Source organism: Corynebacterium tuberculostearicum (assembly GCF_016894265.1).
Classification (GTDB): Bacteria; Actinomycetota; Actinomycetes; order Mycobacteriales; family Mycobacteriaceae; genus Corynebacterium; species Corynebacterium tuberculostearicum_D.
In genome coordinates, this window is record NZ_CP069791.1 from 2,150,141 (window position 1) to 2,174,854 (window position 24,714).

Annotated in this window: 22 protein-coding genes; 6 read left to right on the forward strand and 16 right to left on the reverse strand. The window is 60.5% G+C overall.

The window, feature by feature from the left end; all coding sequences use genetic code 11:
* Positions 1-154: 154 nt before the first annotated feature.
* On the reverse strand, positions 155-478 hold the full coding sequence (locus I6J28_RS10265) for a putative quinol monooxygenase (protein WP_005323747.1): 324 nt from the start codon (positions 476-478) through the stop codon (positions 155-157).
* Positions 479-566: 88 nt separating this feature from the next.
* Positions 567-1,157 carry a hypothetical protein gene (locus tag I6J28_RS10270; RefSeq protein WP_204609739.1) on the reverse strand — a complete coding sequence of 197 codons (591 nt, stop codon included), beginning with the start codon at positions 1,155-1,157 and terminating at the stop codon, positions 567-569.
* A 165-nt stretch (positions 1,158-1,322) separates the two neighbouring features.
* Here I6J28_RS10270 and I6J28_RS10275 point away from each other — a divergent pair, with 165 nt between their 5' ends.
* Entirely contained in the window at positions 1,323-2,237 is a 915-nt protein-coding gene (locus I6J28_RS10275) for an AEC family transporter (protein WP_204609741.1), read from the forward strand.
* A 4-nt stretch (positions 2,238-2,241) separates the two neighbouring features.
* Here I6J28_RS10275 and I6J28_RS10280 read toward each other — a convergent pair whose 3' ends face one another.
* On the reverse strand, positions 2,242-3,975 hold the full coding sequence (locus tag I6J28_RS10280) for an alpha/beta-hydrolase family protein (protein WP_204609743.1): 1,734 nt from the start codon (positions 3,973-3,975) through the stop codon (positions 2,242-2,244).
* Positions 3,942-5,750, reverse strand: coding sequence for an ABC-F family ATP-binding cassette domain-containing protein (locus I6J28_RS10285; protein WP_204609746.1), 1,809 nt, complete (start codon positions 5,748-5,750; stop codon positions 3,942-3,944). Before I6J28_RS10285 ends, I6J28_RS10280 begins: the two co-directional genes overlap by 34 nt.
* A 92-nt stretch (positions 5,751-5,842) precedes the next feature.
* Between I6J28_RS10285 and I6J28_RS10290 the strand changes: the two genes are divergently transcribed.
* Positions 5,843-7,186 carry a hypothetical protein gene (locus I6J28_RS10290; protein ID WP_204609747.1) on the forward strand — a complete coding sequence of 448 codons (1,344 nt, stop codon included), beginning with the start codon at positions 5,843-5,845 and terminating at the stop codon, positions 7,184-7,186.
* On the opposite strand, the gene I6J28_RS10295 is transcribed toward I6J28_RS10290, so the two are convergent.
* From I6J28_RS10295 to I6J28_RS10310, 4 genes are all read right to left on the reverse strand, one after another.
* Complete coding sequence (locus I6J28_RS10295; protein WP_204609749.1) at positions 7,187-8,167, reverse strand: 4-(cytidine 5'-diphospho)-2-C-methyl-D-erythritol kinase; 981 nt, start codon at positions 8,165-8,167, stop codon at positions 7,187-7,189.
* Positions 8,168-9,028: a 16S rRNA (adenine(1518)-N(6)/adenine(1519)-N(6))-dimethyltransferase RsmA gene (gene rsmA / locus I6J28_RS10300; RefSeq protein WP_204609751.1), complete on the reverse strand. Its 861-nt coding sequence runs from the start codon at positions 9,026-9,028 to the stop codon at positions 8,168-8,170.
* A 72-nt stretch (positions 9,029-9,100) separates the two neighbouring features.
* Positions 9,101-10,282 (reverse strand): resuscitation-promoting factor, encoded by a 1,182-nt coding sequence (locus I6J28_RS10305; protein ID WP_204609753.1) that lies wholly within the window; start codon positions 10,280-10,282, stop codon positions 9,101-9,103.
* A gap of 284 nt (positions 10,283-10,566) precedes the next feature.
* Positions 10,567-11,421 (reverse strand): TatD family hydrolase, encoded by an 855-nt coding sequence (locus tag I6J28_RS10310; RefSeq protein ID WP_204609755.1) that lies wholly within the window; start codon positions 11,419-11,421, stop codon positions 10,567-10,569.
* Here I6J28_RS10310 and I6J28_RS10315 point away from each other — a divergent pair.
* Positions 11,420-11,914 carry a GNAT family N-acetyltransferase gene (locus I6J28_RS10315; protein WP_204609757.1) on the forward strand — a complete coding sequence of 165 codons (495 nt, stop codon included), beginning with the start codon at positions 11,420-11,422 and terminating at the stop codon, positions 11,912-11,914. The genes I6J28_RS10310 and I6J28_RS10315 overlap by 2 nt on opposite strands.
* 10 nt (positions 11,915-11,924) lie before the next feature.
* Positions 11,925-12,425 (forward strand): GNAT family N-acetyltransferase, encoded by a 501-nt coding sequence (locus I6J28_RS10320; protein WP_204609759.1) that lies wholly within the window; start codon positions 11,925-11,927, stop codon positions 12,423-12,425.
* 125 nt (positions 12,426-12,550) lie between these two features.
* On the opposite strand, the gene metG is transcribed toward I6J28_RS10320, so the two are convergent.
* The 3 genes from metG to rsmI form a co-directional block, all read right to left on the reverse strand.
* Positions 12,551-14,383, reverse strand: a complete 1,833-nt coding sequence (gene metG, locus I6J28_RS10325; RefSeq protein ID WP_204609761.1) for a methionine--tRNA ligase — start codon at positions 14,381-14,383, stop codon at positions 12,551-12,553.
* A gap of 152 nt (positions 14,384-14,535) precedes the next feature.
* Positions 14,536-16,392: a BCCT family transporter gene (locus I6J28_RS10330; RefSeq protein ID WP_034668575.1), complete on the reverse strand. Its 1,857-nt coding sequence runs from the start codon at positions 16,390-16,392 to the stop codon at positions 14,536-14,538.
* A 247-nt stretch (positions 16,393-16,639) separates the two neighbouring features.
* A complete protein-coding gene (rsmI, locus tag I6J28_RS10335; protein ID WP_204609763.1) occupies positions 16,640-17,494 on the reverse strand; it encodes a 16S rRNA (cytidine(1402)-2'-O)-methyltransferase in 855 nt (284 codons plus the stop codon).
* A 24-nt stretch (positions 17,495-17,518) separates the two neighbouring features.
* On the opposite strand from rsmI, the gene I6J28_RS10340 reads away from it, so the two are divergent.
* Entirely contained in the window at positions 17,519-19,138 is a 1,620-nt protein-coding gene (locus I6J28_RS10340; RefSeq protein WP_204609771.1) for a dolichyl-phosphate-mannose--protein mannosyltransferase, read from the forward strand.
* 19 nt (positions 19,139-19,157) lie between these two features.
* On the opposite strand, the gene I6J28_RS10345 is transcribed toward I6J28_RS10340, so the two are convergent.
* Together I6J28_RS10345 and I6J28_RS10350 are read right to left on the reverse strand one after the other, a co-directional pair.
* On the reverse strand, positions 19,158-19,859 hold the full coding sequence (locus tag I6J28_RS10345; RefSeq protein WP_204609773.1) for a zf-HC2 domain-containing protein: 702 nt from the start codon (positions 19,857-19,859) through the stop codon (positions 19,158-19,160).
* Entirely contained in the window at positions 19,846-20,259 is a 414-nt protein-coding gene (locus I6J28_RS10350) for a DoxX family protein (protein ID WP_049379053.1), read from the reverse strand. Before I6J28_RS10350 ends, I6J28_RS10345 begins: the two co-directional genes overlap by 14 nt.
* A 158-nt stretch (positions 20,260-20,417) precedes the next feature.
* On the opposite strand from I6J28_RS10350, the gene I6J28_RS10355 reads away from it, so the two are divergent.
* Positions 20,418-21,134: a DNA-3-methyladenine glycosylase I gene (locus I6J28_RS10355; RefSeq protein ID WP_204609775.1), complete on the forward strand. Its 717-nt coding sequence runs from the start codon at positions 20,418-20,420 to the stop codon at positions 21,132-21,134.
* 14 nt (positions 21,135-21,148) lie between these two features.
* On the opposite strand, the gene sepX is transcribed toward I6J28_RS10355, so the two are convergent.
* The 3 genes from sepX to glp form a co-directional block, all read right to left on the reverse strand.
* A complete protein-coding gene (gene sepX, locus I6J28_RS10360) occupies positions 21,149-22,525 on the reverse strand; it encodes a divisome protein SepX/GlpR (protein WP_204609778.1) in 1,377 nt (458 codons plus the stop codon).
* Between the two features lie 143 nt (positions 22,526-22,668).
* On the reverse strand, positions 22,669-23,379 hold the full coding sequence (locus I6J28_RS10365) for a GNAT family N-acetyltransferase (protein ID WP_204609780.1): 711 nt from the start codon (positions 23,377-23,379) through the stop codon (positions 22,669-22,671).
* Positions 23,379-24,689, reverse strand: a complete 1,311-nt coding sequence (gene glp / locus I6J28_RS10370) for a molybdotransferase-like divisome protein Glp (protein WP_005329134.1) — start codon at positions 24,687-24,689, stop codon at positions 23,379-23,381. Before glp ends, I6J28_RS10365 begins: the two co-directional genes overlap by 1 nt.
* Between the last annotated feature and the right edge of the window lie 25 nt (positions 24,690-24,714).

Below are 24,714 nucleotides of genomic sequence, written 5' to 3' on the forward strand. Positions count from 1 at the left end.
AGCGCCTAGCTTCCTCCCCGCCCTTCGCGCTCACTGCGGATGCTGCTACTAGCGGAGCAAACTTTCCGGTGAGCGCGAAGGATGCTGGTGCGCTTAGGCATAGAAAAAGCTCGCCTTCTACATTGCGGTAGAGGGCGAGCTTTATTCGCTGGGATTAGTCGACGGAGAATTCGCCCATCTTGTCCCAGCCGGTGCGGCCTTCGATGTGAACGTTAATGATGTCCGGGGTTTCTACGAGGTACTTCGGGAATTCCTCGCAGGAGCGCTGGAAGTGCTCGCTCTGGACGTGCTCTACGTCCTTGCCGTCTGCGTAAGACTCCAGCAGCAGGAAGCGCTGGCGGTCTTCTGGATCGCGGAACCACTTGAAGTCGATGCAGCCCGGTTCTGCATTGCAGGCCTCGGTGTACCAATTGATTTCATCGAGGAAGGTCTCTGCGTATTCGGGCTTGACGTGGAACTGTACGTTGATCAAAATCATGCCCCGATTCTACCGGCACCGTGCGGCTTCATCATCGTTGCAGATGAAGGCCACGAATGCAGTGAAATCGGGGCTAGTGGAATGCGGTTTAGTTGAGGAAGAACTCCGCAACGTAGATGTAGGTTCCGTCATAAGCAGTTGCTACGCCAAAGCCGTATGGGGAACCAGCATTGACTGGAACATCGCGGTTGAACCAGTTCAGGCGGTCTTGTGCCTGCTGCTCGGTGAGGCGGTGAACAGAACCTTGTCCTTCGTCCTTGTGATTCAGGCCGTGGGCTACCCCGCCCTTGTAGTCGAGCTTGCCGGCGGCCCCCTGGTTGGCCCATTCCTGGGCGATGGCGGTGGCGTGGGCGTCCTTGCGGTGCCCAGCCTTCTCGAGGTGGGCGGTGGTGGCGGCCCCCAACTCGCCAGCGACCTTGGGCGCGTGGCCCGCCGGCTTGGCCAGGAATTCTGGCAGCGAGATATTGTACTTCTCGGCCAGCTCATAGGCCTGCGGTGGCAAGGTGAGGCGGAAATCCTGCACAGCGGCGAAAGGATCAGAAGAAAGCTGCTGAGCCTGAGAAGAAGCCTGCTGAATCTGCGGAGGCAAGGCCGGCTGAGCAGAGGCCACGGTGGAAGTACCAGTAATAACAAGAGCAGTGGACAGGGCGGCTACGGTTGCACGGTGAGAAAGCTTCATGCCCTCCACCGTGCCATAAGTGGCCGGCAGTTCGGAAGGAGTTTCCGGGCTGCGCAGGCAATTCGATACAACTTTGTTATGGTCCCTGTGTTCTTGAGCAAATACGGATGGTGGGACAATATCCTCACCGCGCATTTTTGGAGTACTGCGAAAGGTTGTTGACTGTTGCTGGACGTATTGACCGGGTTTGCGATTATTTTCGTAGTCATCGGCGTCGGGTTTGTGCTAGCCCACAGGGGTGTTATTGGCAAGGGCGAGGCGCGCTTGCAATTCAATCGCACGGCCTTCTGGGCGGCCACGCCGGCACTTATCTTCTCCAGCGTGGCTACATCCGATACCTCCGCGTTTGCGTCCCCAGTGGTGGCCGTGATCGCCGCTGCGTCCGTCGCCACCATGCTGTTGTATTGGCTGTGCAGCCGGCTACTCTTTCCACGCAGCGGCGCCGAAACCATGGCGGGTGCCGCGGCGGCGAGCTATTACAACTCGGTCAATATTGGCCTGCCCATTGCCACCTATGTCATTGGTGATGCCACCTACGTCATCCCGGCATTGGTTCTCCAGATGGCGGTGCTCTCCCCGTTTATCATTGCGGGGCTTAATGCGCAGGGGACGAGCCTGCGATCGATTTGGAGTTCCGTGGTCTCGGGGGTTACCGCGCCGGTGGTGTTGGCTGCGGTGGCCGGATTTATTGTCTCCGCGGCGCAGTGGCAAGTACCGGATGTGGTGATGAAGCCGCTGGAGATTTTGGGTGGCGCCTCTATTCCTATGATCCTGATGAGCTTTGGTGCCTCGTTAAAGGGCGACGGGCTATTGGAAGAAGACCGTCTGGCCACCATTACCGCGACGGTGTTGAAGTTGGTGGGCATGCCCGCTTTTGCGCTGGCCGTGGGCGCAGCGCTGGGCCTCGACGGCGCGGAGCTATACGCGGCGTTGATTTTGGCGGCGTTGCCCACGGCGCAGAATGTGTATAACTATACCGCCACCTATGAGGTAGGAGAAACCGTGGCCCGAGATACGGTCTTTCTCACTACCTTCCTGTCGCTGCCTGCGATGCTGGTCATCGCTGCCTTATTTGGCTAAACACCTAGTAGATGCCGACGTCGAGCGCGGCAAATTCGCGCTGCAGCTCATCGGGGTCAATGGCTCCCGCCACGTCCGGACCAGCGATGGCGGCAAAGCCGTCGAGCACAGATGCCCCGTAGTTATGACCGCGACCATCGGGTACGTCCTTTGCGCCGGGCAGATCGGCGGCTACTTGGAGGGACGAGATGATGGGCATCCACTGCATCACGCGCTCGGCAGAGTACGGGGTCCGCTCGCGCATCCAATCCGGCTCCTTAAAAGCCATCTGTGGCGACCACCAGGCCACCGGGTCCGAGGGGTGTTGGATATAAAGCATGCGGGTGCGCCCCCACTCCTCTTCTGGCACCGTGCCCCATTGGCGCACCTGCGCGTCATCGTTGGCAAAGCGCACGACGAGGCCGCCGGCGTATTCAGGGGAAATTTCAGAAGAGCCAGGGTCGCGGCGCTCCACAAACTGAGTGCGCAAGCGATTAAAGTGCGGCGGCCCAGTCAATAGGATGCCGTCGACGGAATTGGCGATATCGCGCACCCCGGAAAAGGCCGCTTCAATGCCCGTGGTGCCTAAGGATTCGCCGTACAGGTAGAGCTTCGGGCGCTTGTCCTCCGGCAGGCCGTTCCACCAGTCCACGATGGGGTTGATGAACTCCTGCCCGGCGCGTTCTACCTGACCACCGCCGGACAGGAAATGCAGGGCCGAGGGCATGGCGGAGTATTGGGCGGCCGCGATGGCGGTGTCGCCGCCGTAGAGCAGCTCGAAGGCCTGGGCGGAATAGGACGACACCCATCCCGTTCCGGTAGTCATAATGAGAAGCAGGGCCTTGCGGTCTTGGGCGTGGGTGCGCTCGAGTTCGTCGATAAGCAGCTGCGCTCGCTCCTCATTGGAGGCGCGATTGCCCAGGCCGGCATAGGCGCGAATGGGTTCTTTAGCGGGCTTTCCGGTAACCTCTTCCAATTCCGCGCGGTGCGCACCGGAGGAGAGGAAACGCGAGCCTTGCAGTCCCACCCCATTCCAGTCCACGCGGGAGTCTGGGGAGCCACTGCGCTCAGCAGACGTGGGACGCTGCGTTGCGGGATCGGGTTCGGCGTTTTGGGCGGTAAAGATCCTCTCGCCCACGCCCACAATGGCGCCGGGGATGAGGTTTTCCACGGTATACGTGCCCACCAAGGCCACGATGAGTACCGCACCCACAACGCGGTAGGCGGCGCGGAAGCGCTGGGGGAAGTGGCTGGAAAGCCAGCGCACGCAAAAGCGCAGCACGCGCAGGATGAAAAGGAAGGCGGTAAATACCGCAAGTGCCAACGGAACCACCAGCACATAGCTGGCAATGGTGGGCGCCGGTGCGGACAGGGCATCTGCGAGTTGGCGTTGCCACCGCACGGCAAAGACCGCAAAACCTATCATCCACACCACAAAAGCGGCGGTGGCGATGCGGGAGACGAGGCGGTAGCGCCGAGCTGGCCACGTGGTGGCATCGAGCCAGGCATGCCGGGGCGCCACATAGCGCACCACCAGCCGGTACCACACGAGCTTGAGGGCGATGCCCAGCGTATAGCCAAGCCCAGCGGCGATGCCGGAGACGAGCCCTTGGTAGAGCCAATCGCGCGGCAGAATGGATGGGGTAAGCCCCAGGGTAAAAAGCGCTGCGGCGCCGATAATGCCCCACAGGTCAAGGTGGCTGACAATATCGGCGATGCGGGCTTCTACCCTTCGAGCTTCTCCCCCAACTCCAGCCATTCCATCTCCAATTCCTCGTAGGCGCTGCGGTTTTCCTTTAGCTCTCCATCCAATTCGGTCAAGGCCTGGGTATCAACCTTTTCCGCAGCGGTGGCCATCTTCTCATTGATCTGCGCGGCCGCCTTTTCCAGCTTCTGCATCTTGCGCTCGAGCGCGTTCATCCTCTTGGTGATTTCGCGCTCTTGCTGGGACGAGAGCTTCTTTTCTGGCTTCGGTGCAGCGCTATCTGCCTTCTTTTCTCCCAGGTTGAGCACACCGGAGCTCTGCTGGGCCTCAAGTGCGGCGCGCTTGCGCAGGTACTCGTCGATGCCGCCAGGAAGGTTGGTGAGCTTGCCATCGCCAAAGAGCGCGTAAGTGTTATCCGCGATTCGCTCAATGAGGTAGCGATCGTGGGAAATGACCACTAGGGTGCCCGGCCAAGAGTCCAGGAGGGACTCCAGCTCCTGCAGGGTGTCGATGTCGAGATCGTTGGTGGGCTCGTCCAGCAGCAACACATTGGGCTCGGCCATCAGTACGCGGGTGAGCTGCAAGCGGCGGCGCTCGCCGCCGGAAAGGTCGCCTACCGGGGTGCGCTGACGCTTGGCGGAAAATCCTAGGCGTTCGGCCAGCTGGGAGGCGGAAAGCTCCTTTTTGCCGAGCTGAACGTAGGTGGCGACATCCTCAACGGCGTCGATAAGCCGACGCTGCGGATCCAAATCATCGAGCTCTTGGCGCAACCAGCCAAGGCGCACGGTTTGACCCTCGATGCGCTTGCCGGCCGCCAGCTCGTATTCGCCGGCTAGGGTGCGCAGGAGCGTAGTTTTGCCGGAACCATTAACACCTACTAAACCAATGCGCTCGCCGGGGGCTAGGCGCCAGGTGAGGTGATCCACCAAGGTGCGGCCGTCTGGGGACTTCACGGTGGCATCCTCAAGTTCGATGACCACGCGGCCTTGGCGCTGCTTAGAAAAGGCCATGAGCTCGACCTTATTGCGCGGCTCCGGGACGTCAGAGATCAGCGCCTCGGCAGCCTCGATGCGGTAGCGCGGCTTAGAGGTACGCGCCGGAGCGCCGCGGCGCAGCCAGGCCAGCTCCTTGCGGGCGAGGTTCTTGCGGCGCTGTTCCATGGCATCGGCCTGGCGGGCACGCTCGGCGCGGGCAAAGGTCCAATCGTTGTAGCCGCCCTCGTAGGTATCGACTACGCCATCGTGCACCTCCCAGGTCCACGTAGCCACGGTATCGAGGAACCAGCGATCGTGAGTAACCACGACCACGGCCAGGTTGCGCTTGAGCAGGTGGTCTGCGAGCCACTGCACGCCTTCCACGTCGAGGTGGTTGGTTGGCTCATCGAGCACCACGAGGTCCAAATCTTGCACCAGCGCGGCGGCCAGGTTCACGCGGCGGCGCTCGCCACCGGAGAGCGAACCCACCGGAGTATCGAGCCCAAGATCTACGATGCCCAGTCCGCCCAAGACATCGCGCACCTTGGCATTGGAGGCCCACTCATAGGTCTCCAATTCCAGCGGCTCGATGATCACTTGCGCGATGGTCAGCTCATCGGGCAGGTCAAAGCGCTGCGTAACCACAGCCATGCGCAAATCAGAGGTATGGGATACACGGCCGGCGTCGGGTGGCTCGATGCCGGTGAGCACCTCCAGCAGGGTGGTTTTGCCACCGCCATTAACGCCGACGATGCCGATGCGATCGCCGCTTTGCACACCTAGGGATACCCCGTCTAGGAGGGTTTTTAATCCATAAGTTTTGCTGACTTGCTCGAGGTTAATCAGGTTTGCCATAACGAGTGTCCATCTTAATACCTCCCTGCACATACCCCCGCATTTCTCCAAACTATTGCTATTGATTTTCACGTCCAATAGTGTGCCTATGTATGAAGCATTACACACTTTCCCTCTGCGCGGTGCTCTCTGCCGCGGCAGTAGCCATTGCCTCCTGTTCCGCCCCCACCGAAGAGGAAAAGGATTCCCTGCACTCCCACGACCACGCGCACAGCGAGGAGGACCACGCTCACGAGCACGCCCATGAGCATGAGCATGAGCACGGCCATGACCACGCCGGGCACTCGCACGAAGGTTTCGAAGCCGAGGAGGGCGAGACCGAGGTAGCCCAGCTGCCCACCCGCATTGTCATTTCCCACGCGGACGGACTGCGTACTTATGACGCCAAGACCGGCAAGGTAATCGGCGAGGACAAAATGAATGCCTTCCTGCGCTTGAGCGATGCCGGCGATGACCGCCACGTCGTGGTCACCAAAGGCGATAGCTTCCTTACCTACGACACCGGGCGCATCACCAAGGGCCACGGCGATCACAACCACTACTACACCGCTGAGCCTTCGCTTGGCGACGCCCCTATCAAGGCCCCGCACGCCGGCCATGTGGTCCACCACGACGGCTTTACCGCACTGTTTTCTGATGGCGATGGCGTAGCGAAAATTTACAAGACCGAAGACATGGGCAAAGACGATGCCCAGCCGGTCAATACCGTAGAGACGGGGGCTGCACACCACGGCGTGGCCGTACCGCTGAAGGATGGCTCGGTAGTTATCACCAAGGGAACCGAGGACGAGCGCCACACCATCCAGCACCTGGACAAGGAGGGCAAGGTCCTTACTGAAACCACCGAGTGCCCTGGCGTACACGGCGAGGCCGCCGCTGGTAACGGCAATATCTTCTTCGGCTGCGAGGACGGCCCTGTAGTCTTCGACGGCACCAAGTTCCACAAGGTAGATGCCTCCGCCTATGCCGGTGCAGGCGGCTACCAGCGCTCGGGCAATGCTGCCGGTTCGGAGGAATCCGATGTCATCTTGGCCGATAATAAGATCGACAAGGTTGCAGAGCTCGAACGCCCCACCTCCGTAACCCTGGTGAATACCAAGGACTTTTCCGCGAAGAAGGTTGACCTCGATGCTTCCTATTGGTTCCGTTCCCTGGCCCGCGGCCCGCTAGGCGAGGCACTGGTGCTCACTACCGACGGCAAACTCAACATCATCGACCCAGATTCCGGCGAAATCACCTCGCAGATCGATGCCATCTCCAAGTGGAAGGAAAATAAGGAATGGCAGCAGCCGGGGCCAATCCTGCAAGCTGCCGATGGCTACGCCTTTATTACCGACGCCCAAAAGAAGCAGCTCGTGGTCATCGACCTCCTCCAAGAAAAGGAAGTCAACCGCTTCGACCTCGACATCGAGCCCACCGAGATGACGGTGCTCTAGCTACAGCACCACGGCGCCGCTAGCGGGTCCATGGGTAGCCACACCCTTGGTTCCGGGAATCTCCACCGTCACTTGGGAGACCACTTCCCTAGCCTCCTCTGCCCCAGCGCAGAGGAAGGCGCAGGTCGGACCGCTGCCGGAGACGATGCCCGCGAGGGCTCCGGCGGCCACACCCGCCTCCAGCGTCTTGCGCAGGTCCGGGCGCAGGGAAAGCGCCGCCGGCTGCAGGTCATTATGCAAGTGCTCTGCCACCCGGTGCGGGTCGCCCGAGATAAGCGCCTGCGATACTGCCGCAGTATCCATGTGCGGCGCGCCGCCGCGACCCTTTTCTCGCATCTCATCCAGCTTGTGAAAGACCTGCGGGGTAGATAGCCCGCGGTCCGAGGCGATAAGCGCCCAATGGTAGGTACCGCGCGCCATCATCGGGGTAAGCTGCTCGCCGCGCCCCGTACCGAGCGCGGTGCCGCCCAACAGGGTAAAGGGAACATCCGAGCCTAGCGCCGCGCCTAGCGCGTCCAGAATCGGCTCGCCCACCGAGTCGATGTTGTAGTAGCCGCCATAGCAGCGCTCGGCTAAGCGCAACGCGGCGGCCGCATCAGCAGAGCCGCCCGCCATGCCACCGGCGGTAGGGATGGCTTTGTGGATTTCCAGCGCTACCTCCGGCAGCGCCTTCGGCCCATGGGTGGTGTATAGGTACTGCATGATGCGGTTAACCGCGGTCCACGCCAAGTTTGTATAGTCCTCTGGCACGCCCTGTGCATGAGGGCCCGTGACCTTTAAGCCTTGAATGCGCGGCTTATCCACCTCGGGATTACCCAAGTCCGTGAGCGTCACGGTGTCATGCAATTCCAAAGACTGAAAGACGCTGGCAAGCTCATGGAACCCATCCTCGCGCGGTTCCTCCACACCGAGGTGAATATTGACCTTGGAGTGAGCGCGCGCGGTATAGACGAACGGTTCGTTATCTAGCGGTGCACTCATTTAGATTCCCGCCAATCGTACGAAGTCTTCTACGGCGAGCTTCTCGCCGCGCTGCTTCGGATCGATATCCGCTGCGCGCAAAGCTTCCTCGGCGGCGGCACCCGAGCCAAAGTGTCCAGATAATGCCGCGCGCAGGGTCTTGCGGCGTTGGGCAAAGGCGGCGTCGATAACCGGCCACACCTTAGCCCGCGACTCATCGGTGACCGGCCAGGGGGCGTCTGCAAAGACGTCTATGCGCACCAGCCCGGATTCAATATTGGGCGCGGGCCAAAAGACGTTCTTGCCAATCGTGCCAGCCTTGGAGACCTTGCCATAGAAGCCCGCCTTGACCGAGGGCACCCCATAAACCTTGCTGCCGGGCTGGGCAGCGAGACGGTCCGCCACCTCCAGCTGAACCATCACCAGCACGCGGCGAATGGAGGAAAAAGTCTCCAACAAATGCAGTAGAACCGGCACTGCGACGTTATACGGCAGGTTGGCCACGAGGGCAGTCGGCTCCGTGACGTCAGAATCTGTCACGCGCAACGCGTCCTTTTCCACTACGCGCAGGCGCGGCGCATACTCAGGGGCACGCTCGGCCACGGTATCGGGCAGCTGCGCCGCCAGGCGGGAATCGATCTCTACCGCGGTCACATCCCCCACGGCCTCAACCAAGCCAAGGGTCAGCGATCCCAATCCGGGGCCTACCTCGAGGACGCGGTCTGTGGGGTCCAGCTCCGCCGCGGCGACGATGCGCCGGATGGTATTCGGGTCATGCAGAAAGTTCTGCCCCAGCTTCTTGGTGGGCACGATGTCGAGCTTCTCCGCGAGGGCGCGGATCTCTACGGGACCCAAAAGCGCGGCGCCGGTGGAATCAGTCATGCCTTCTAACTTAGTAGAAGAGACAAAAAAGCCGCACACCACAGTGGGTGTGCGGCCAAGAAGCGCTGCGGTTTAGCGCAGGCCCAGCTTGGAAGTACATGCCGGCCATGCGCCCCAACCCTGCGCTGCCTGCACCTTTTCTGCCACGGCAATCTGCTGCTCGCGGGAAGCCTGCCATGCCTCCGGCGCGTACTCGGTGCCGCCGAATGCCGCCCAGGTGGATGGGGTGAACTGCAGGCCACCGGAGAAGCCGTTGCCGGTATTAATAGACCAGTTACCGGTGGCCTCGCACTGCGCGATGGAATCCCAGACGGAACCATCGGCCACCGCCGGAGCAGCAGCACCGGAGTTGCCGCCCTCCTCCGGCTTTTTCTCCTCGGCCTTCTTGGTGCCGCGGGCAATGGTGGCAGCCTTAGGCTCGACGGTCACCTTTTCCTTGATGACGTCATTGGATTCCTTAGCGCCGTCCTTCATTACCAGCTTGTGGGTAATAACGCGCTTGCCCTTAACGCCTTCCTCGCGGACCTCTTCGGTGCCCTCTTCCAGCTCCGGGTCATCGACAAAGTTGGGCTCGGCGTCAAACTCTTCTTCCGAGTCATAGACGGTGGTAGAAACCTGGTCCACCTTGATGGACATGCCTTCGGTAACCTTGGTCTCCTTGGACGGGAAGACGCGGTCATCGTCATCAACGTCGATATTGCGGGCCTTGAGAACATCCTCGACGGTCTTAGCGGCAATCTTGGTGTAAGTGACCTTGCCGCCATCATTAATCTTGACGATCTTCGGGGACACAACCTCAAGGTCCATGCCCTCTTCCAGCTGGGCGTCCTCGTCCACGTCGGCATCGCCAGACTTCACAGAAGCACCCTTGACCACGCCGTTGAGGCTACCCAGCAGGTCAGAAACGGTGAGGTCGGTGGTGGACAGCTGCTGCTGCACACCGTCGATGGTCACGGCCACCGGCTTGGCGGTGCGCACGGAAATCTCATCGCCATCACCCACGGATTCGGACGGGGCCGGGGAGACGATGTCTTCCTCACTCACCTGCACGCCGGCTGCCTCCAGCGCGCCGTCGACATCCTTGGCAAAGGTAGCCAACTCCACCTTGTCGCCGTTGATGTCCACGGTGACGTCCTTTTGTGCCGCAACGGCTACCACGCCGCCGACGGCCAGGGTGCCCAATACGCCACCCGTTGCCAGACGCAGTGGCAGCGAGCGGGAGTTATTGAGGCGCTTGATCTGATGAGGTGACATGCTGAATGAATCTCCGGTAGTGCAGGTTTCAACAATTACAAGAGTTTAGGTCAGCAAAGAAATCCACGCAGGCAATTCCCTTGCTCAGATCCGCTGCTGCCGCACCGAGAGCGGCGCTGCAAGACCCTAGACCTAAACGAACGATTAATAACGATACGATAACAGCACCACAAAGTCGAGGACTAATCCACCACACGCCTCACTGGACACACAATCGCCACACCAAACACCCCCGCCACCCCTGACCAGCGGGTTTTATTTTTGTGAAAACCGTCACCTAGGCGTTAGCGCAGGCCGTAAACGCGATCAAAAGTGTCGTTTACCTCCGCCGCTAACGCCTGCACCGTCTGATGGCGCACGCGAGCGATGCATTCATATGTGTGCCCGATAAGAGCCGGTTCATTGCGCTGGCCCCGGTAGGGCTCTGGCGTCATATATGGCGCATCGGTTTCCACCAGAAGCTGACCAGCCGGTGCCTTCGCCGCCGCCTGCCGCAGCTCGGCGTTGCGCTTGAAGGTGACGTTGCCAGCAAAGGACAATACGTAGCCGCGCTCCAAGGCTTCCTCGGCCACCTTCAGCGGCGAGGAAAAGCAGTGCAGCATGACAGTGTCGGGTGAGGGGGCGTCGGCAAGAATGCGCATTAAGTCCGCATCCGCCTCGCGGTTGTGAATCATCAGCGTCTTGCCATGGCGTACCGCAAGGTCAATATGCCAGCGCAGGGATTCCTCCTGCTGAGCCATAGTCGCGGTGGTCTCCGGCTCGTGCTGCACCCAGTAGGCATCGAGGCCAGTCTCTCCCACCGCTACGCAGCGCGGATCCACCACCATCTCCTCCAGCGCCACCTTGGTTGGCGCATCCAACTCATTGGCGCACACCGGGTGGATGGCACAGGCGGCATAGACATCCGGAAAGGAATGTGCAGTAGCCAGCGCCGCGGCCGATTCACGGCGGTCATCGCCCACCGTCACCATACGGCTAATACCGGCGGTGCGCGCGCGATTGACCAGCACCTCATCGGTGTCCTTGTGGGAAAACAGATGCGTGTGAGCATCGATGAGGCCGCTTAGGCCCGGTGCCGGAACGGGAGTGGGACGTCGCTTCTTTTTAGCCATACGGGCAATTGTAATATTGGCTGCCATGTTGATCAGACCCGCTGGCCTTGCGGATGTGCCCGCCATGACCGAGACCCTCAACTGGGCCATCGAGCACACCGACGTCATCTTCCGCACTACCCCGGCTAGCATCGCAGAGCGCGAGGACTACCTGTGCCACATCTGGGAAGAGGGCTGCCCGTGCCTCATCGCGGAGTCCGATTCTGGTGCCTACCTGGGGTGGGCGCTCTACCATCCTTACCGCGATCCGCAGGTGTGGACGGGCTGTTATGAGACCACCATCTATCTCTCCCCCGCCGCTCAGGGCCAGGGCGTAGGCACCACGTTGCTTGGCGCCTTGGTGGATGCGGCCCGCGCCGATGATAAGGTCCATTCCCTGCTCGCGCTCATCGTTTCCACCAATGTTGCATCGCTAAAGTTGCATGAAAAGTTCGGGTTTGAAAACGTGGGTACTCTTAAAGAGGTTTGCTACAAGTTCGATCACTGGTTGAGCCTCACCCACCTACAACTTCTGGTGTAAAGGAATTTCTATGCATATCCGTCCTGCCGAGCTTGCCGACGCCCCCGCGCTCACCGCCATCTACAACGCCGGCTCCGCAGCGAAACCCGCCGCTAACCTGGTCACGTGGCAAGAAGATGTCTCTGACCGCGAAGAGTGGCTCAAGGAAATGTTTAAGGTCGGCTCCCCGGTCTTTGTAGCCGTGGACGATGATGAGGTCATTGGCTGGGCGGCCTACTTCCAGTTCGTAACCCCCGCCATCTATTACGGCACCGTGGAAGACTCCGTCTACATTGCCCCCTCCGCTCAGGGCAAGGGCGTGGGCTCCGAGCTTCTCGACGCCCTCATGGACGTCGCCGCCGACGACACCTACGTACAGACGATTATTACCTATATCGTCGATACCAACGAGGGTTCCATCGCCCTACACAAGAAGTTCGGCTTTACCGAGACCGGCCGCATGCCGAATATCCATACCAAGGATGGCGTCCGCCTCGGCTTGGTACACCTCCAGCGCGATTTCGAGCGCTAAACCACCCTTCCGGGCAAGGATTCGGTATTTCGAACTCCTTCCTTCCACACCGGAATATAGAAACGGCCGCGTTACGCCCTCTTCTTTGTTGGAAAAGAGCAATAACGCGGCCGTTTTAGGTGCTATTACTTAGTAACAGGCGCCCACTCCGGGCCAGTCTCGCCCAGCTCCGGGTCGAGCTTAGAGATGAGCGGCTTCGGCTTGGCCAAGGCGGTGCCCGGCTCTACCTGGATGCGCTCCCACTTTGCCTGCTGCTGGGTGTAGTCACCCATGATGACCGGATACTCGTGGCCCTCTGGCGGCAAGCCAGCACCGACGAGCTCTACCGGGATATCGTCCTTGACATCATGGACCTCTGGCTGGACCGCCCACACGCCCTCGCGGCCCAAGGTTTCATGAACCTTCTGTGCGGTAAACGGCAGGTACGGCGTGAGCATGACATTGCAGTCAGAGACCACCTGAAGAGCAGTCCACAGCACGGTGGCTAGACGCTCGCGCTGGGTCTCATCCTTGGCCAACTTCCATGGCTCTTGGTCTGCGATATAAGCGTTGGCTTCGCCGACGACGTGCATGATGGCGGTAATCGCCTGCTTGAACTTGGACTGTTCCAGCAAAGAACCGGCGGTCTCGAAGGTCTCTTCCGCCAGCTGCAGGATTTCCTTATCCTTTTCTTCCAGCGCTGCTGGTGCCGGAACCTCACCGAAGTTCTTAAACGCCATAGAAACGGTGCGGTTGACCAAGTTGCCCCAGCCATTGGCGAGTTCATTATTGATGCGGCGGACAAATTCATCCCAGGTGAAGTCCGTGTCGTTGTTTTCCGGACCGGCCACGGCGATGAAGTAGCGCAGGGCATCTGGGCCAAACTCCGCCAAGAAATCCTTGACATAGATGACAACGCCCTTGGAGGAGGAGAACTTAGAACCAGACATGGTCAAGTACTCAGAGGAGACAATTTCCGTAGGCAAATTCAGCTCGCCGTACTGGTGAAGCTCACCGCCCTTGTTGCCCTTGCCGGCATAGCCCAAAAGCTCGGCCGGCCAGATCTGGGAGTGGAAGGTGATGTTGTCCTTGCCTTGGAAGTAATAGTGGCGGGCCTCCGGGTTCTGCCAGAAGTCCTTCCAGGCTTCAGGCTGACCAGTGCGGTATGCCCACTCGATAGAGGAAGACAGGTAACCGATGACCGCATCGAACCACACGTAGAGTTTCTTGGCGTTATTGTCCTGCCAGCCCTCAACGGGGATGGGAATGCCCCAGTCAATATCGCGCGTCATGGTGCGCGGGCGCATATCCTCTAGCAAGTTCAGGGAGAACTTCAGGACGTTTGGGCGCCAGTCCTCACGGGTGGAAAGCCACTTTTGCAGCTCCTCCTTGATGGCGGGCAGATCCAGCAGGAAGTGCTCAGTTTCAATGAACTTCGGGGTCTCGCCGTTGATCTTGGAGACCGGGTTAATCAGGTCCACCGGGTCGAGCTGGTTGCCACACTCATCACACTGGTCACCGCGGGCCCCATCCGCACCGCAGATGGGGCAGGTGCCCTCAATATAGCGGTCCGGCAGGGTGCGTCCGGTAGACGGCGAAATAGCGCCCTGGGTGGTCTCTTTGAGCATGTAGCCATTGGCATACAGACCCTTGAAGAGTTCCTGTACCACGGAGTAGTGGTTACGGGTGGTGGTACGAGTAAAGAGATCGTAGGACAGGCCGAGGTTGGCTAGGTCAGTGACGATCTGGCGGTTGTAGCGGTCTGCGAGCTCGCGAACGGATACGCCTTCTTTGTCCGCTTGAACCAATAGCGGAGTGCCGTGCTCGTCCGTACCGGAGACCATGAGTACGTTGCGGCCACGCATTCGCTGGAAACGTGCAAAGACGTCAGAAGGAACACCAAAGCCGGCCACATGGCCGATGTGGCGCGGGCCGTTGGCATAGGGCCAGGCAACATTTACTACTACAGACTCAGTCATGGGTTCTACTGTATCGAAGCCGGCTCTTGTCCACACGATCAGGGCAGACATTTACTTCGCAGGTGAACCGCTTTTTCAGAACAAAGCGCCCACCGCTTCCCCATTGCTGAGGAAACGATGGGCGCTATGAAAGCAACCGCAAAGGGTGCGAATTACTTGCGCTTCATTGGGTGCTTGAGGCGCTCGTTGCGGCGCTTCTTAAGTACCTGCGTGCGCTGGTACTCACGGTGCAAGCGGCGCTCGCGGGCCATCTTGCGCTGGAACTGCTGTGCCTCGCGGTACTCGAGGTAAATGACATCCTCGCTCAGCGCCTTGTAGATGGCGAACATCAGGCCAACGACAATGAACAAGAATGGCAGTGCAGCAACGATGGTGACGTTCTGCAGGTTAGACAGTGCGTCCTCATTAGCCAGAAGCAGGGTCAGGCCTACCAAGGCAGTCAGTGCGCCCCATGCCGCGGATAGCCACGGCTTAGCGGTAGAAGCACCGTTTTGAGACATGGAGCCCATCACCGTGGATGCGGAGTCCGCAGAGGTGACGAAGAAGGTAGCCAGAAGGACCGCTGCAACAATACCGGCAACGAAGCCGCCCGGCATGGACTGCAGGAGGTTGAACAGCTCTTCCTCAGCAGACTCGCCGGTAATGGATTCGCCGTTTTGCTCCATGTGGATAGCGGTGCCGCCGAAGATAGCGAACCACAGGGTGGATACGCCGGCTGGAATAAGCAGGACACCCAGGCAGAACTCGCGGACGGAACGGCCACGGGAGATGCGTGCCAAGAACATGCCCACGAATGGGGACCAAGAAACCCACCATGCCCAGTAGAAGATGGTGTAGCCAGACAGCCACTCACCGGCGGCGCCGTTTTCGGACTCGGCCGTGCGGCCGATCATCTCGGTGAAGTAGTTGAGGTAGTTACCGATGGAGCCAGGAATCTGGTTCAGGATGGTAACGGTCGGACCCAAGATGAACACGAAGATGGCCAGCACTGCGGCGAGGACCATATTCGCATTGGAAATGTACTGAATGCCCTTGCCCACGCCGGACATCGCAGACAGGAGGAATGCGAGGGTAAGGACCAGAACGATGCCAATAACCACGGAATTGGTGGGGTTATCGATGATTCCGGATGCCTTCAAGCCGGCCTGAATCTGCAGGGCGCCCAGGCCCAGGGAGCAGGCGGTACCGAAGACGGTGGCGAAGATGGACAGGACATCGATGAACTTGCCCACCGCACCGTTGGCGTTACGCTCGCCGATAAGCGGCACGAAGGCCTGGCTTAATAGCTGCTTGCGGCCAATGCGGAAGGTGGAGTACGCGATGGCCAAGCCAACGATGGCGTAGACCGCCCAGGGATGCAGCGTCCAGTGGAACATGGCATAGGCCATGGACGAACCCACGTTGCCAGTGCCCTGGCCTGGGGTGCCGTCACGGTAGTTAGCCAGCGGCTCGGAAGCGCCGTAGAACATCAGGCCAATGCCCATACCGGCGGCGAACATCATGGCAATCCACGATGGCGTGGAAAATTCCGGCTCCTCATTAATGTGGCCCAACTTGATGGAGCCGAACTTGGAGGCGGCAATAAAGACAACGAACACCACGAAGACGGTGCCGAAGAGGATATAGGCCCAACCGAAGTTGTCCACGACCCAGGTCAGGGCCGAAGAGGAGAAGTTGGCAAAGTTATCCGGGGCGGCCAGGCCCCACACAACGATCGCGGCAATCAGCACGCCGGCAATGCCGACGATGGACCAATCGATTGGCATATTGTCACGATCGGCCGCGATTTCCACCTCAGGATCGTCATAGCGCTCCGGGTGGAAACCATCGGAGTGAATCATATCCTGAAGCTGGCCGGTGGCAGATTGTGCGTCCAGCTGTTCGTCTACAGTCTGATAATTCTCAATAGGCTGCCCGCTCGAAGAAGCAGAAGCCGGCTGCGCCTGTGCGCCGACCGGTTCCTTTCCTTCTTCTGGCACGCCTGTGCCCATATTTTCCGAGTTTGTCATGAGCTATACAGTGGTGCGGAACTACTCAATTATCAAACGAAGCACAGAGAAACCTCGCTGCTCAACGCCGTTTCCCAGGGATTTTCCACGATAATTTGAAAGGTTTTTACGCTTCATTTCCCCATGTAAATACCGCTTTAAGCCGCCCACACGCCCGAACACTATAACAATTCAATTACAAAGACCCCGTTAGTGAAACCGTCTAGGAACGATGCGGGGTGTGACGTAATCGAAACAACCGGTGAGGCTAGGACTTGCGTGCATCCAAGGCGGCATCGTAAAGCTCGCGGTTGGAAACCTCAGTACCTTTGGCTACCTGCTTGCACGCGTCCTTCAGCCGCATCCCCGCCTCCGCTAGCTCGAGCGCCTTGGGCACCAAGTCTGCGGCGGTAGCGGCAGCGGCTGTACCGCCCTCGATCACCACGGTGATCTCTCCCCGAGCACCGTCTACTGCCCACTCGGCAAGCTCACCCAAATTGCCGCGGCGGATTTCCTCATAGGTCTTGGTCAGCTCCCGGCACACCGCGGCCGGGCGGTCGGCGCCGAGAATTTCCGCTGCCTCGGCCAGGGTTTCGGCCACGCGGTGAGGAGATTCGAAGAAGACGATGGCTCGCTTTTCGTTGCGCAGTGACTCCAGCCACGCCTTGCGGGGACCGGGCTTGCGAGGAGGAAAGGCGTCGAAAAGGAAGTGCCCCACGCCCAGGCCCGAAAGCGCCAGGGCCGTCGGCACTGCGGAGGGGCCGGGAAAACAGGTCACGGGAATATCGCGCTCGGCCGCCGCGGCCACCAAGGACAGGCCCGGATCAGAAATAATCGGCATGCCGGCATCGGTAACGACGAGGACGGTGCCCGACGCGGCGGCATCGATAAGCTGCTGGGCCCGGTCCTTTTCATTGTGATCAAAATTGGACACCACCCGTCCAGAAATCTCGATCCCCAAGGCCTGGGCCAGATTGCGCACGCGCCGCGTATCTTCGGCCGCGATGACGTCCGCATACTGCAAGGCATGCATTAAACGCGCGGAGGCATCTCCTACGTTTCCCAGCGGAGTGGCGGCGAGGATTACCCCGCGCGGTAGTGGATCCAGACCTAAAACAGACATGCCTCTAGCATTCCATACTCTCTAATGCGCGGTTGCGCTACGTTGTCGCCTAGACTCAACCAAGTGACTATTGCTACCGCTGCCCCATCGCGCACCACGCACGACACCGTGGCTCCGCCAGCACCCCGCGCCTATCAGTGGGGCAAGGCTGACTGGATAAGCACTAGCGTCGTCGGCGTCCTTGCACTCATTACCCGCTTTGTCGGCCTTACCGCGCCCGTTTCCAAGGGCACGCCCGTCTTTGATGAAAAGCACTACGTTCCCCAAGCCTGGGACATGGTGCGAAGCTGGGATAACCTTTTTATCGGCGGTATTGAAACCAACCCCGGCTATGGGCTGGTGGTACACCCACCGCTGGGCAAGCAGATCGTGGCACTTGCCGAATGGGTCTTTGGTTATTCCCCTCTGGGCTGGCGTTTTATGACGGCGCTTTTCGGAGCAGCCACCGTGCTCTTGACGATGTCCCTGGCCCGCCGGGTCTCTTCATCCTGGCAGGTAGCAACCCTAGCTGGCCTCATCGCCGTATTTGATGGCGTGCTCTTGGTCTCCTCCAAGTTCGGCATGCTGGATATCTTCCAAGTCTTCTTCGTGGTAGCCGCCGCCTGGGCGCTCGCCCGCGATCATAATCAGATGCGCGAGCGCCTCCACAACGCGTTTGTGAAGGACCGGATGGGCTCTTCCGCCTTCGGACCGCGCTTTGGATTCCGCTGGTGGCGCCTCCTTGCAGGTGTCTGCCTGGGACTTTCCCTGGGCGTCAAGTGGTCCGGCCTGTACTTCATCATGTTCTTTGGCCTGATGTCCGTCTTTAGCGACCTTGCCTTGCGCAAGCGCTATGGGGTACGCCGCTATATCCTCGGCACCCTGGTGCGCGATACCCCTGCTGCCCTGGCCTCCCTTGTGCTCGTGCCGGTACTGCTCTACGCCTGGACCTGGCGGGCTTGGTTCTCGTCAGAAACCGCCGTGTACCGCCATGCCAAGGTGGATGGCACCATCGAGGATGGATCGTGGCTGCTGAACCTGCCCGATTCCTTAGCCGGCTGGTTCTACTACCACTCCTCTGTCCTGGAATTCCACGCCAGCCTGACCTCCTCCGGCGGTCATCATCACCCGTGGGATTCCAAGCCCTGGGCCTGGCTCGTTGCCGCCCGCCCCATCTTGTACTACTCCTCCACCGACCTGCAGTGCGGTGATGGCAGTAACGAATGCCGCAAGATGCTCTACCTCTTTGGCACCCCGGCCATCTGGTGGCTGGTCATCCCGGCCGTGCTGTGGGGACTGTGGTCGCTCGTTATTCGCCGCAACCGCGCCTTCCTTATCCCCCTGGTGGGCTTTGCGGCAGGCTTCTTGCCCTGGCTCGCGGCCTTTGACCGCCAGATGTATTTCTTCTACGCCACGGCTTTCATCCCCTTTGTCATCGTGCTTATTGCGTTAGCTTTAGGCCAGCTCATCGGGCATGGCAGGCCTGTGCGGTGGGGATGGCTAAAGAGCTTGGCCGGCGGCCCCGTACGCTGGGGAACCATCGCCGCCGTGTTCTACCTAGCCCTGGTAGTGGCGATGTTCTTCTATTTCTCCCCCATTTTGTATGGCTACAAGATTCCAGATTCCTGGTACCACTCCATGATGTGGCTGCCGAGCTGGACCTAATTCGGCCAGAGTGGAGTGATTATTGCGGCTGCGCGTTGAGGGACTTCCACCACGCGCGCACCAGGTAGCCCTTTTCCGCCGCCCAGGCCCACGCCAGGCTCAGAGTCGCCAGCGCGGTGGCGATAAGGAAATACACCTGCTCAATGGTTACGGTACCCAGCGCTATATCGCGCATGCCAAAGCCGAAGAGGAAGGCAAACATCGTGGCCGATACCGGAAGTAGTCCGGTGACCGCTGCGGGGCGCCAGGCGCTGAAGAATAGGCCACAGGCCATGCCAAAGCGCACTGCCGCGCCCTCCATCAGCAGGTTGGCTCGCTCCGGATCCGCAGTGGGATCCAAAATCTTTCCTTCCTCGCCCAACGGTACGAGCCCGGAGGCGTGCACGATGAGCACCACTGCCCAGATTGCAAAGATTGCACCCATAAGAACCATGGCGGCACGCGCGACCGTGAGGTTGGCTTGGCGCGCGCTCGCGGTACGCCGCCATTCCGGCTCCACGCCGGCCAAGATGACATCAGAAAGATCCGTAGGCGGCGCCATTCCGGAATCCGCAGGCTCCACAAAGCTCAGTGAACGCGATAGCGCGGCCGCCTTGTCGCGAAAAGCGCGGCATTCGGCGCAGCTTTCCAGATGAGTATCAATGACGTCCTGGGACAGATCGGAGTGCTCTCCATCCATGTGCGCGGAGATAGCCGCTTGGACCTGACTATGCGTCAACATTGCTGAGCACCCCGTCCATGCTGGCTCTGCCGGAGCCAAAAATTACGATCATCAGCAGGGACAACAGCAATACCAGTGGGTATTCGATTCCCCCATCGGCAGCAAAAAGCCCGTGGCCCAGATGCACGAAATACAGGGCACACCCCATAAGCAAAGCCAGCGCCCCAGCGACAAAAGTGGTGAGCAGACCAACGACGAGGAATGCACCGCCGGCCATCTCTCCTATGGCGGCGATATAGCCGGAAAGCTGTGGCTGCGGCACCCCCAGGGCGGAAAATTGCCCCACGGTTTCATCCATGCCGGTCATAAACATCTTGTCCACGCCGTGTGCGATAAAGATTAATCCGAGGACCGCTCGAAAAATAAGCAGTGCGGCATCGCGTACGGCAGGTCTATTCATGCTGAACAGATTACCCTGAACCCCTCACCCGATGCGAAGGCAATGGACTACACCCATACTCCTGGGAAATTCGCCCTTTGGCGGGGGAAGGAAAAGAACACAGCGGCGCGGGCTGTTTCAATGGGAACCACGCACAAAAGATAAAAGGAGAACACACCATGAGCGAACCAACCACGCAGTCCGAAGAGCGCACCACCTTGGTCTATGACGATGATGGCCTAGGCCGCCCGCCTTGGGCGATGTCCTCGCCGATGCTGAAGGAGTATTACGACACCGAATGGGGCCTGCCCATTTTCGATGAAGCTGGACTCTACGAGCGCTTGAGCCTCGAGTCTTTCCAGTCCGGCCTGTCCTGGGCAGTGGTGCTCAAGAAGCGCGAGGCCTTCCGTGCGGCCTTTTGCAACTTCGATCCGGACAAGGTCGCCCAATTCGATGAGACGGACGTGGAGCGTTTGCTTGGCGACGCCTCTATTATCCGCAACGAAACCAAAATCCGCGCCGCGATTAATAACGCCAAGGCGACCATCGCTCTGCGCGAAGAAGGTGGGCTGGCGGAGTTCATTTGGGCCTACCAGCCTCCGGAGAACCTCTACCCCACCGTGATGGAAGATATTCCGAAAAAGAGCTACGAGTCCAAGCTCATGTCCCGCGAACTCAAGAAGAAGGGCTTTCGCTTCGTTGGACCGGTTACCTGTTTCGCCCTCATGGAGGCCATCGGCATGATTGACACCCACCTTATCGGCTCCCATCGCCGCGGTACCTCCGGGGTGTGGTTGGAGAGCGGCGTGCCGAATTATGGCCTAGCGCAGGAGTACAACGCGCTCGCGAACTCGCAGACAGCGGGCACCGACGAGCTCCACGGCGCTGCTAGCTAGTCCGCCACGCGCGCTTATCCAGCGCGGCGGGCCGCTAGGTCATCGCGACGGCCATAACCATCGGGCCCGGCGTGCGGGCCGTCAAAGTCGCCGTCCTCACCATCGCTAAAGCTCAGCGGAAGGTGCACGAAGTCCGGGCTCTCATCGTCGATTTCCACAACCACGGCGCCTGGGCGGCGCAGATTGCGCGGAATCTTTAGCTCTTCGTCCTCGGCGTTGCGCACGCCCAAACGGGCGCGGCGCAGGTGGCGCACACGGCGGCGCATCAGTGCCTGTTCCTGGCGTACCTGAGAGCGAAGGGCGATCAAGTAAGCCACGGTGAGCACGCCGGCGACGGCAGCCAACCACCACGTCCAACCACCGACCACGATTCCGAGGGCTACCGTGAGCACCACGGTCACGGCAAGCCCCAGCAGGGTGCGCTGACGTCGCTGGTATCGCGTTGCAGACTTTTCCTTTTCCGCAACCGGGTCCCAGCCACCGCGGCCCAAACGACGCTGGGCGAATTCAACCTCGTCCTCGGACAGGTCGGTATCCATGCCGGTTTCGTCTGCTTCGGCGGTCGCCGCGAGCTCCTCGGATCCCTCGGCCTCGTCTACCTCGTCCGCGCTGGCAGGATCTACGGAGTCATCCTCATTGACCTCGGCCTTGTCAACGGCTCCCGGATACATGAGGTCTACCGGCGAGGTAAAGGTTTCGTCGTAGGCATAGGCATCGTTCGCCACGCTAGAGACAGCTGGGGCGCTAAATACCTCAGCCTCGGACGCAGCAACATCGGAGGCTTTGTCCTCAGTGGACTCGTCCGCGGCGTCGTCCTCGTCCTCCAGCAGCACGTCGTCGACGTCGTCCGCCTCTGCGGTGTTGGCTTCCTTGTCCGCATCAGCCTGCTGGGAGGCAGGAACCGCAGCTGCCTGTGGCTCGACTGCAGACTCGTTTTCATCTGCAATCACTTCTTCCACCAATTCGCCGTCGATGGTTTCTGCCTGTTGCGTGGATTCTTCGCCAGTGGTGGAGGTGGACGCGGCAGTAAACGCACGGCTACCGCTACCGAAGGGCTGGGACTTGGCACGGCGTGCGGCACCGGCAATAGTTACGGAGCGCGACGAGGGCTTGGTGGCCTCGGTATCGGTTTCACTGTCGGTAGCGTCTGCAGCCTCGACGACTTCGTAGTCCGCCTCGTCCTCATCGTCACGGCGGTGGACGTCGTCGGCGCGCAGGCGCGGACGACGTCGGCCGGCGACCTTGCCGGAATCTCCTTCAAAGAGGACACGGGTATCTTCAAAGGCCTCACCGGTATGGCTCATTGGGCGATTATTCCTACCCAATAGCCACGGTGCGAGTACGAAGAGCCACACCACGATGATCGCGATAATCGGCACAGCTGTCGACACGAAAAGGACCTTCCCCTTGAATACAGATGATTACTCCACCTTAAACGGTGAAACCGCACCGTAGCACCCCAAAATCACACAAATTACAATGTTGTGACTTATGTGAAAATTGAGGTCGGGTTTCCAGCGATTGGGACGCTATTTCACGCCAACCGTCCAGCTTGGCGGAGGCGCTCCACCGCCGTAGAGGCAAAGTCTTCTTTCACCAACGCCACGTAGTGGTGGTCCTGCCACGCGCCGTCGATATGCAGATTGCGCCGCAAATACCCCTCATGTCGGAATCCGTTGGCGGCCAAGACGCGCCCCGAGGCCGGGTTGTGCTCCAGATAGGTGGCGGTCACGCGGTGCAAACCCACCCGCCCAAAGGCATGGTCCACGCCCAAGGCGGTCGCGGCCGTAGCCACCCCGGCGCCGTGAACCGCAGAATAGACCCAGTAGCCAATCCAGCAATCGCGAATGCTGCCATGCTGAATGTTTCCCAGGGTTACCTGCCCTGCGAATTTCCCCTCCACCTCAATGACAAGCGGGACCACCAGCGCCTCGCGGGCGGCCGTGCGCAGGTACATCAGGTGATTCCACCACGCCTGCTGGCTATGCGCTGCCGCCCACGGTGCGGCTTGGGTCGGCTCAACCGGGCGGAGGAAGCCTTCATCGTCGATGCGCTGACGCCGCCACTCGTGGCCGTCGGAACGCAGCAGGGGGCGCAAACGCATCCGCGCCCCCGAGGGAAAGACAGAAGAGGAGGGAAGCTGGACAATAGGAGTAGATTCCGGCCACCCCGGGTGCATGTCATCGGTGGGGCCGGTAGCAGGATGGCGGAACCTATCCGCCGCGTTGCCGAAAGGATCGAGCATTAGCTGCGCTGGGTCAAAAACAACACATCAACCACATCGCCTGGGCGGATTTCCGTGACCTCTTCCGGCACGCGAATCATGGCGTTGGCCTCGGAGAGGCCGGCCAAGAGGTGTGCCGGGGCACCCGCGGCACCGCCGAGGCCTTCCACCAAGTAATCCGCGGTTTCGGCATCGCGCATCAGGCGAGCACGGATGAAGCCGCGCCGGCCGGGGCGGGAATCGATGTGGTTCAACGCGCGCGCACGCACCACGCGGCGGTGCGCATTGCGCTTGCCCAGCGCCAAGCGGATGAGCGGGCGGATATATACCTCAAAGACCACTAGCGCGGACACCGGATTGGACGGCAGTAAGAAGGTAGGAATGCGCTCCTCTCCCACCAGTCCAAAGCCTTGGACGGAGCCGGGATGCATGGCCACGCGGGAGGTATCGACATCACCAAGATCGTCGAGGATCTCGCGGATGGCCTCGGCTCCAGCGCCGCCTACTGCGCCGGAGATGACCAGCACCTCGCTGCGGGCAATGTGCTTTTCCAATGCTTCGCGGATGCGGCGCGGCTCGCCCTCCGCAATGCCCACGCGGTGCACCTCCGCCCCGGCTTCACGGGCCGCGGCAGCCAAGGAATAAGAGTTCACGTCAAAAACCTGGCCCAGTGCCGGTTCTTGATCCAAGTCAACCAACTCGCGGCCAAAGGAGATGATGGTAATACGCGGCCGCGGATACACCAGCACCTTTGAGCGGCCTACCGCGGCTAGAAGGCCAATCTGAGCGGGGCCCAAAACGGTGCCGGAAGATACGGCGACATCGCCAGGCTGGATGTCGTCGCCTACCCGGCGCACAAAGTCACCAGAGCGCACCGGGCGGTGGGCGGTAACGCGCTTGCGGCCGCGGTCGGTCCACTCGAGGGGCAGGACGGCGTCGGCAAGCGTGGGCAAAGGCGCACCCGTATATACGCGCACCGCTTGCTTAGGTTGCAGGCGCAGCGGCTGCTTGGAGCCGGCCGGAACCTCCCCCACCACGGGCAAGGAACGCTCTACCTCCGGCTGCGGGGAATCCGCATCCTCTTCGCCCTCTGCGGACTGTTCTTCCTGGTCCTTGTGGCGACGCACCCGCAGGCCCCGCTCGCCACCGATATCCACGGCGCGCACCGCGTAGCCGTCGATAGCCGCCTGCGGGAAACCCGGCAGGGGTTGATTAGCCTGTACCTGCTCGGCGCACATCAAACCCAGCGCGTTGGAAATACCGATGCGCACCGGCTCCGGCGTCGTCGCCGCATCCGTTACCAGCGCCAACTGGTCATCAACTGAACGCATAAGGTCTATGCCCGCCCTTTCTTCG

Bases quoted from the DNA above. Each gene is read 5' to 3' on its own strand.
- I6J28_RS10265 (WP_005323747.1), bottom strand. From the start codon at position 478: ATGATTTTGATCAACGTACAGTTCCACGTCAAGCCCGAATACGCAGAG.
- I6J28_RS10270 (WP_204609739.1), bottom strand. From the start codon at position 1,157: ATGAAGCTTTCTCACCGTGCAACCGTAGCCGCCCTGTCCACTGCTCTT.
- I6J28_RS10280 (WP_204609743.1), bottom strand. From the start codon at position 3,975: ATGGCTGGAGTTGGGGGAGAAGCTCGAAGGGTAGAAGCCCGCATCGCC.
- I6J28_RS10285 (WP_204609746.1), bottom strand. From the start codon at position 5,750: ATGGCAAACCTGATTAACCTCGAGCAAGTCAGCAAAACTTATGGATTA.
- I6J28_RS10290 (WP_204609747.1), top strand. From the start codon at position 5,843: ATGAAGCATTACACACTTTCCCTCTGCGCGGTGCTCTCTGCCGCGGCA.
- I6J28_RS10295 (WP_204609749.1), bottom strand. From the start codon at position 8,167: ATGAGTGCACCGCTAGATAACGAACCGTTCGTCTATACCGCGCGCGCT.
- rsmA (WP_204609751.1), bottom strand. From the start codon at position 9,028: ATGACTGATTCCACCGGCGCCGCGCTTTTGGGTCCCGTAGAGATCCGC.
- I6J28_RS10305 (WP_204609753.1), bottom strand. From the start codon at position 10,282: ATGTCACCTCATCAGATCAAGCGCCTCAATAACTCCCGCTCGCTGCCA.
- I6J28_RS10315 (WP_204609757.1), top strand. From the start codon at position 11,420: ATGTTGATCAGACCCGCTGGCCTTGCGGATGTGCCCGCCATGACCGAG.
- I6J28_RS10310 (WP_204609755.1), bottom strand. From the start codon at position 11,421: ATGGCAGCCAATATTACAATTGCCCGTATGGCTAAAAAGAAGCGACGT.
- I6J28_RS10320 (WP_204609759.1), top strand. From the start codon at position 11,925: ATGCATATCCGTCCTGCCGAGCTTGCCGACGCCCCCGCGCTCACCGCC.
- metG (WP_204609761.1), bottom strand. From the start codon at position 14,383: ATGACTGAGTCTGTAGTAGTAAATGTTGCCTGGCCCTATGCCAACGGC.
- I6J28_RS10330 (WP_034668575.1), bottom strand. From the start codon at position 16,392: ATGACAAACTCGGAAAATATGGGCACAGGCGTGCCAGAAGAAGGAAAG.
- rsmI (WP_204609763.1), bottom strand. From the start codon at position 17,494: ATGTCTGTTTTAGGTCTGGATCCACTACCGCGCGGGGTAATCCTCGCC.
- I6J28_RS10340 (WP_204609771.1), top strand. From the start codon at position 17,519: ATGCGCGGTTGCGCTACGTTGTCGCCTAGACTCAACCAAGTGACTATT.
- I6J28_RS10345 (WP_204609773.1), bottom strand. From the start codon at position 19,859: ATGTTGACGCATAGTCAGGTCCAAGCGGCTATCTCCGCGCACATGGAT.
- I6J28_RS10350 (WP_049379053.1), bottom strand. From the start codon at position 20,259: ATGAATAGACCTGCCGTACGCGATGCCGCACTGCTTATTTTTCGAGCG.
- I6J28_RS10355 (WP_204609775.1), top strand. From the start codon at position 20,418: ATGAGCGAACCAACCACGCAGTCCGAAGAGCGCACCACCTTGGTCTAT.
- I6J28_RS10365 (WP_204609780.1), bottom strand. From the start codon at position 23,379: ATGCTCGATCCTTTCGGCAACGCGGCGGATAGGTTCCGCCATCCTGCT.
- glp (WP_005329134.1), bottom strand. From the start codon at position 24,689: ATGCGTTCAGTTGATGACCAGTTGGCGCTGGTAACGGATGCGGCGACG.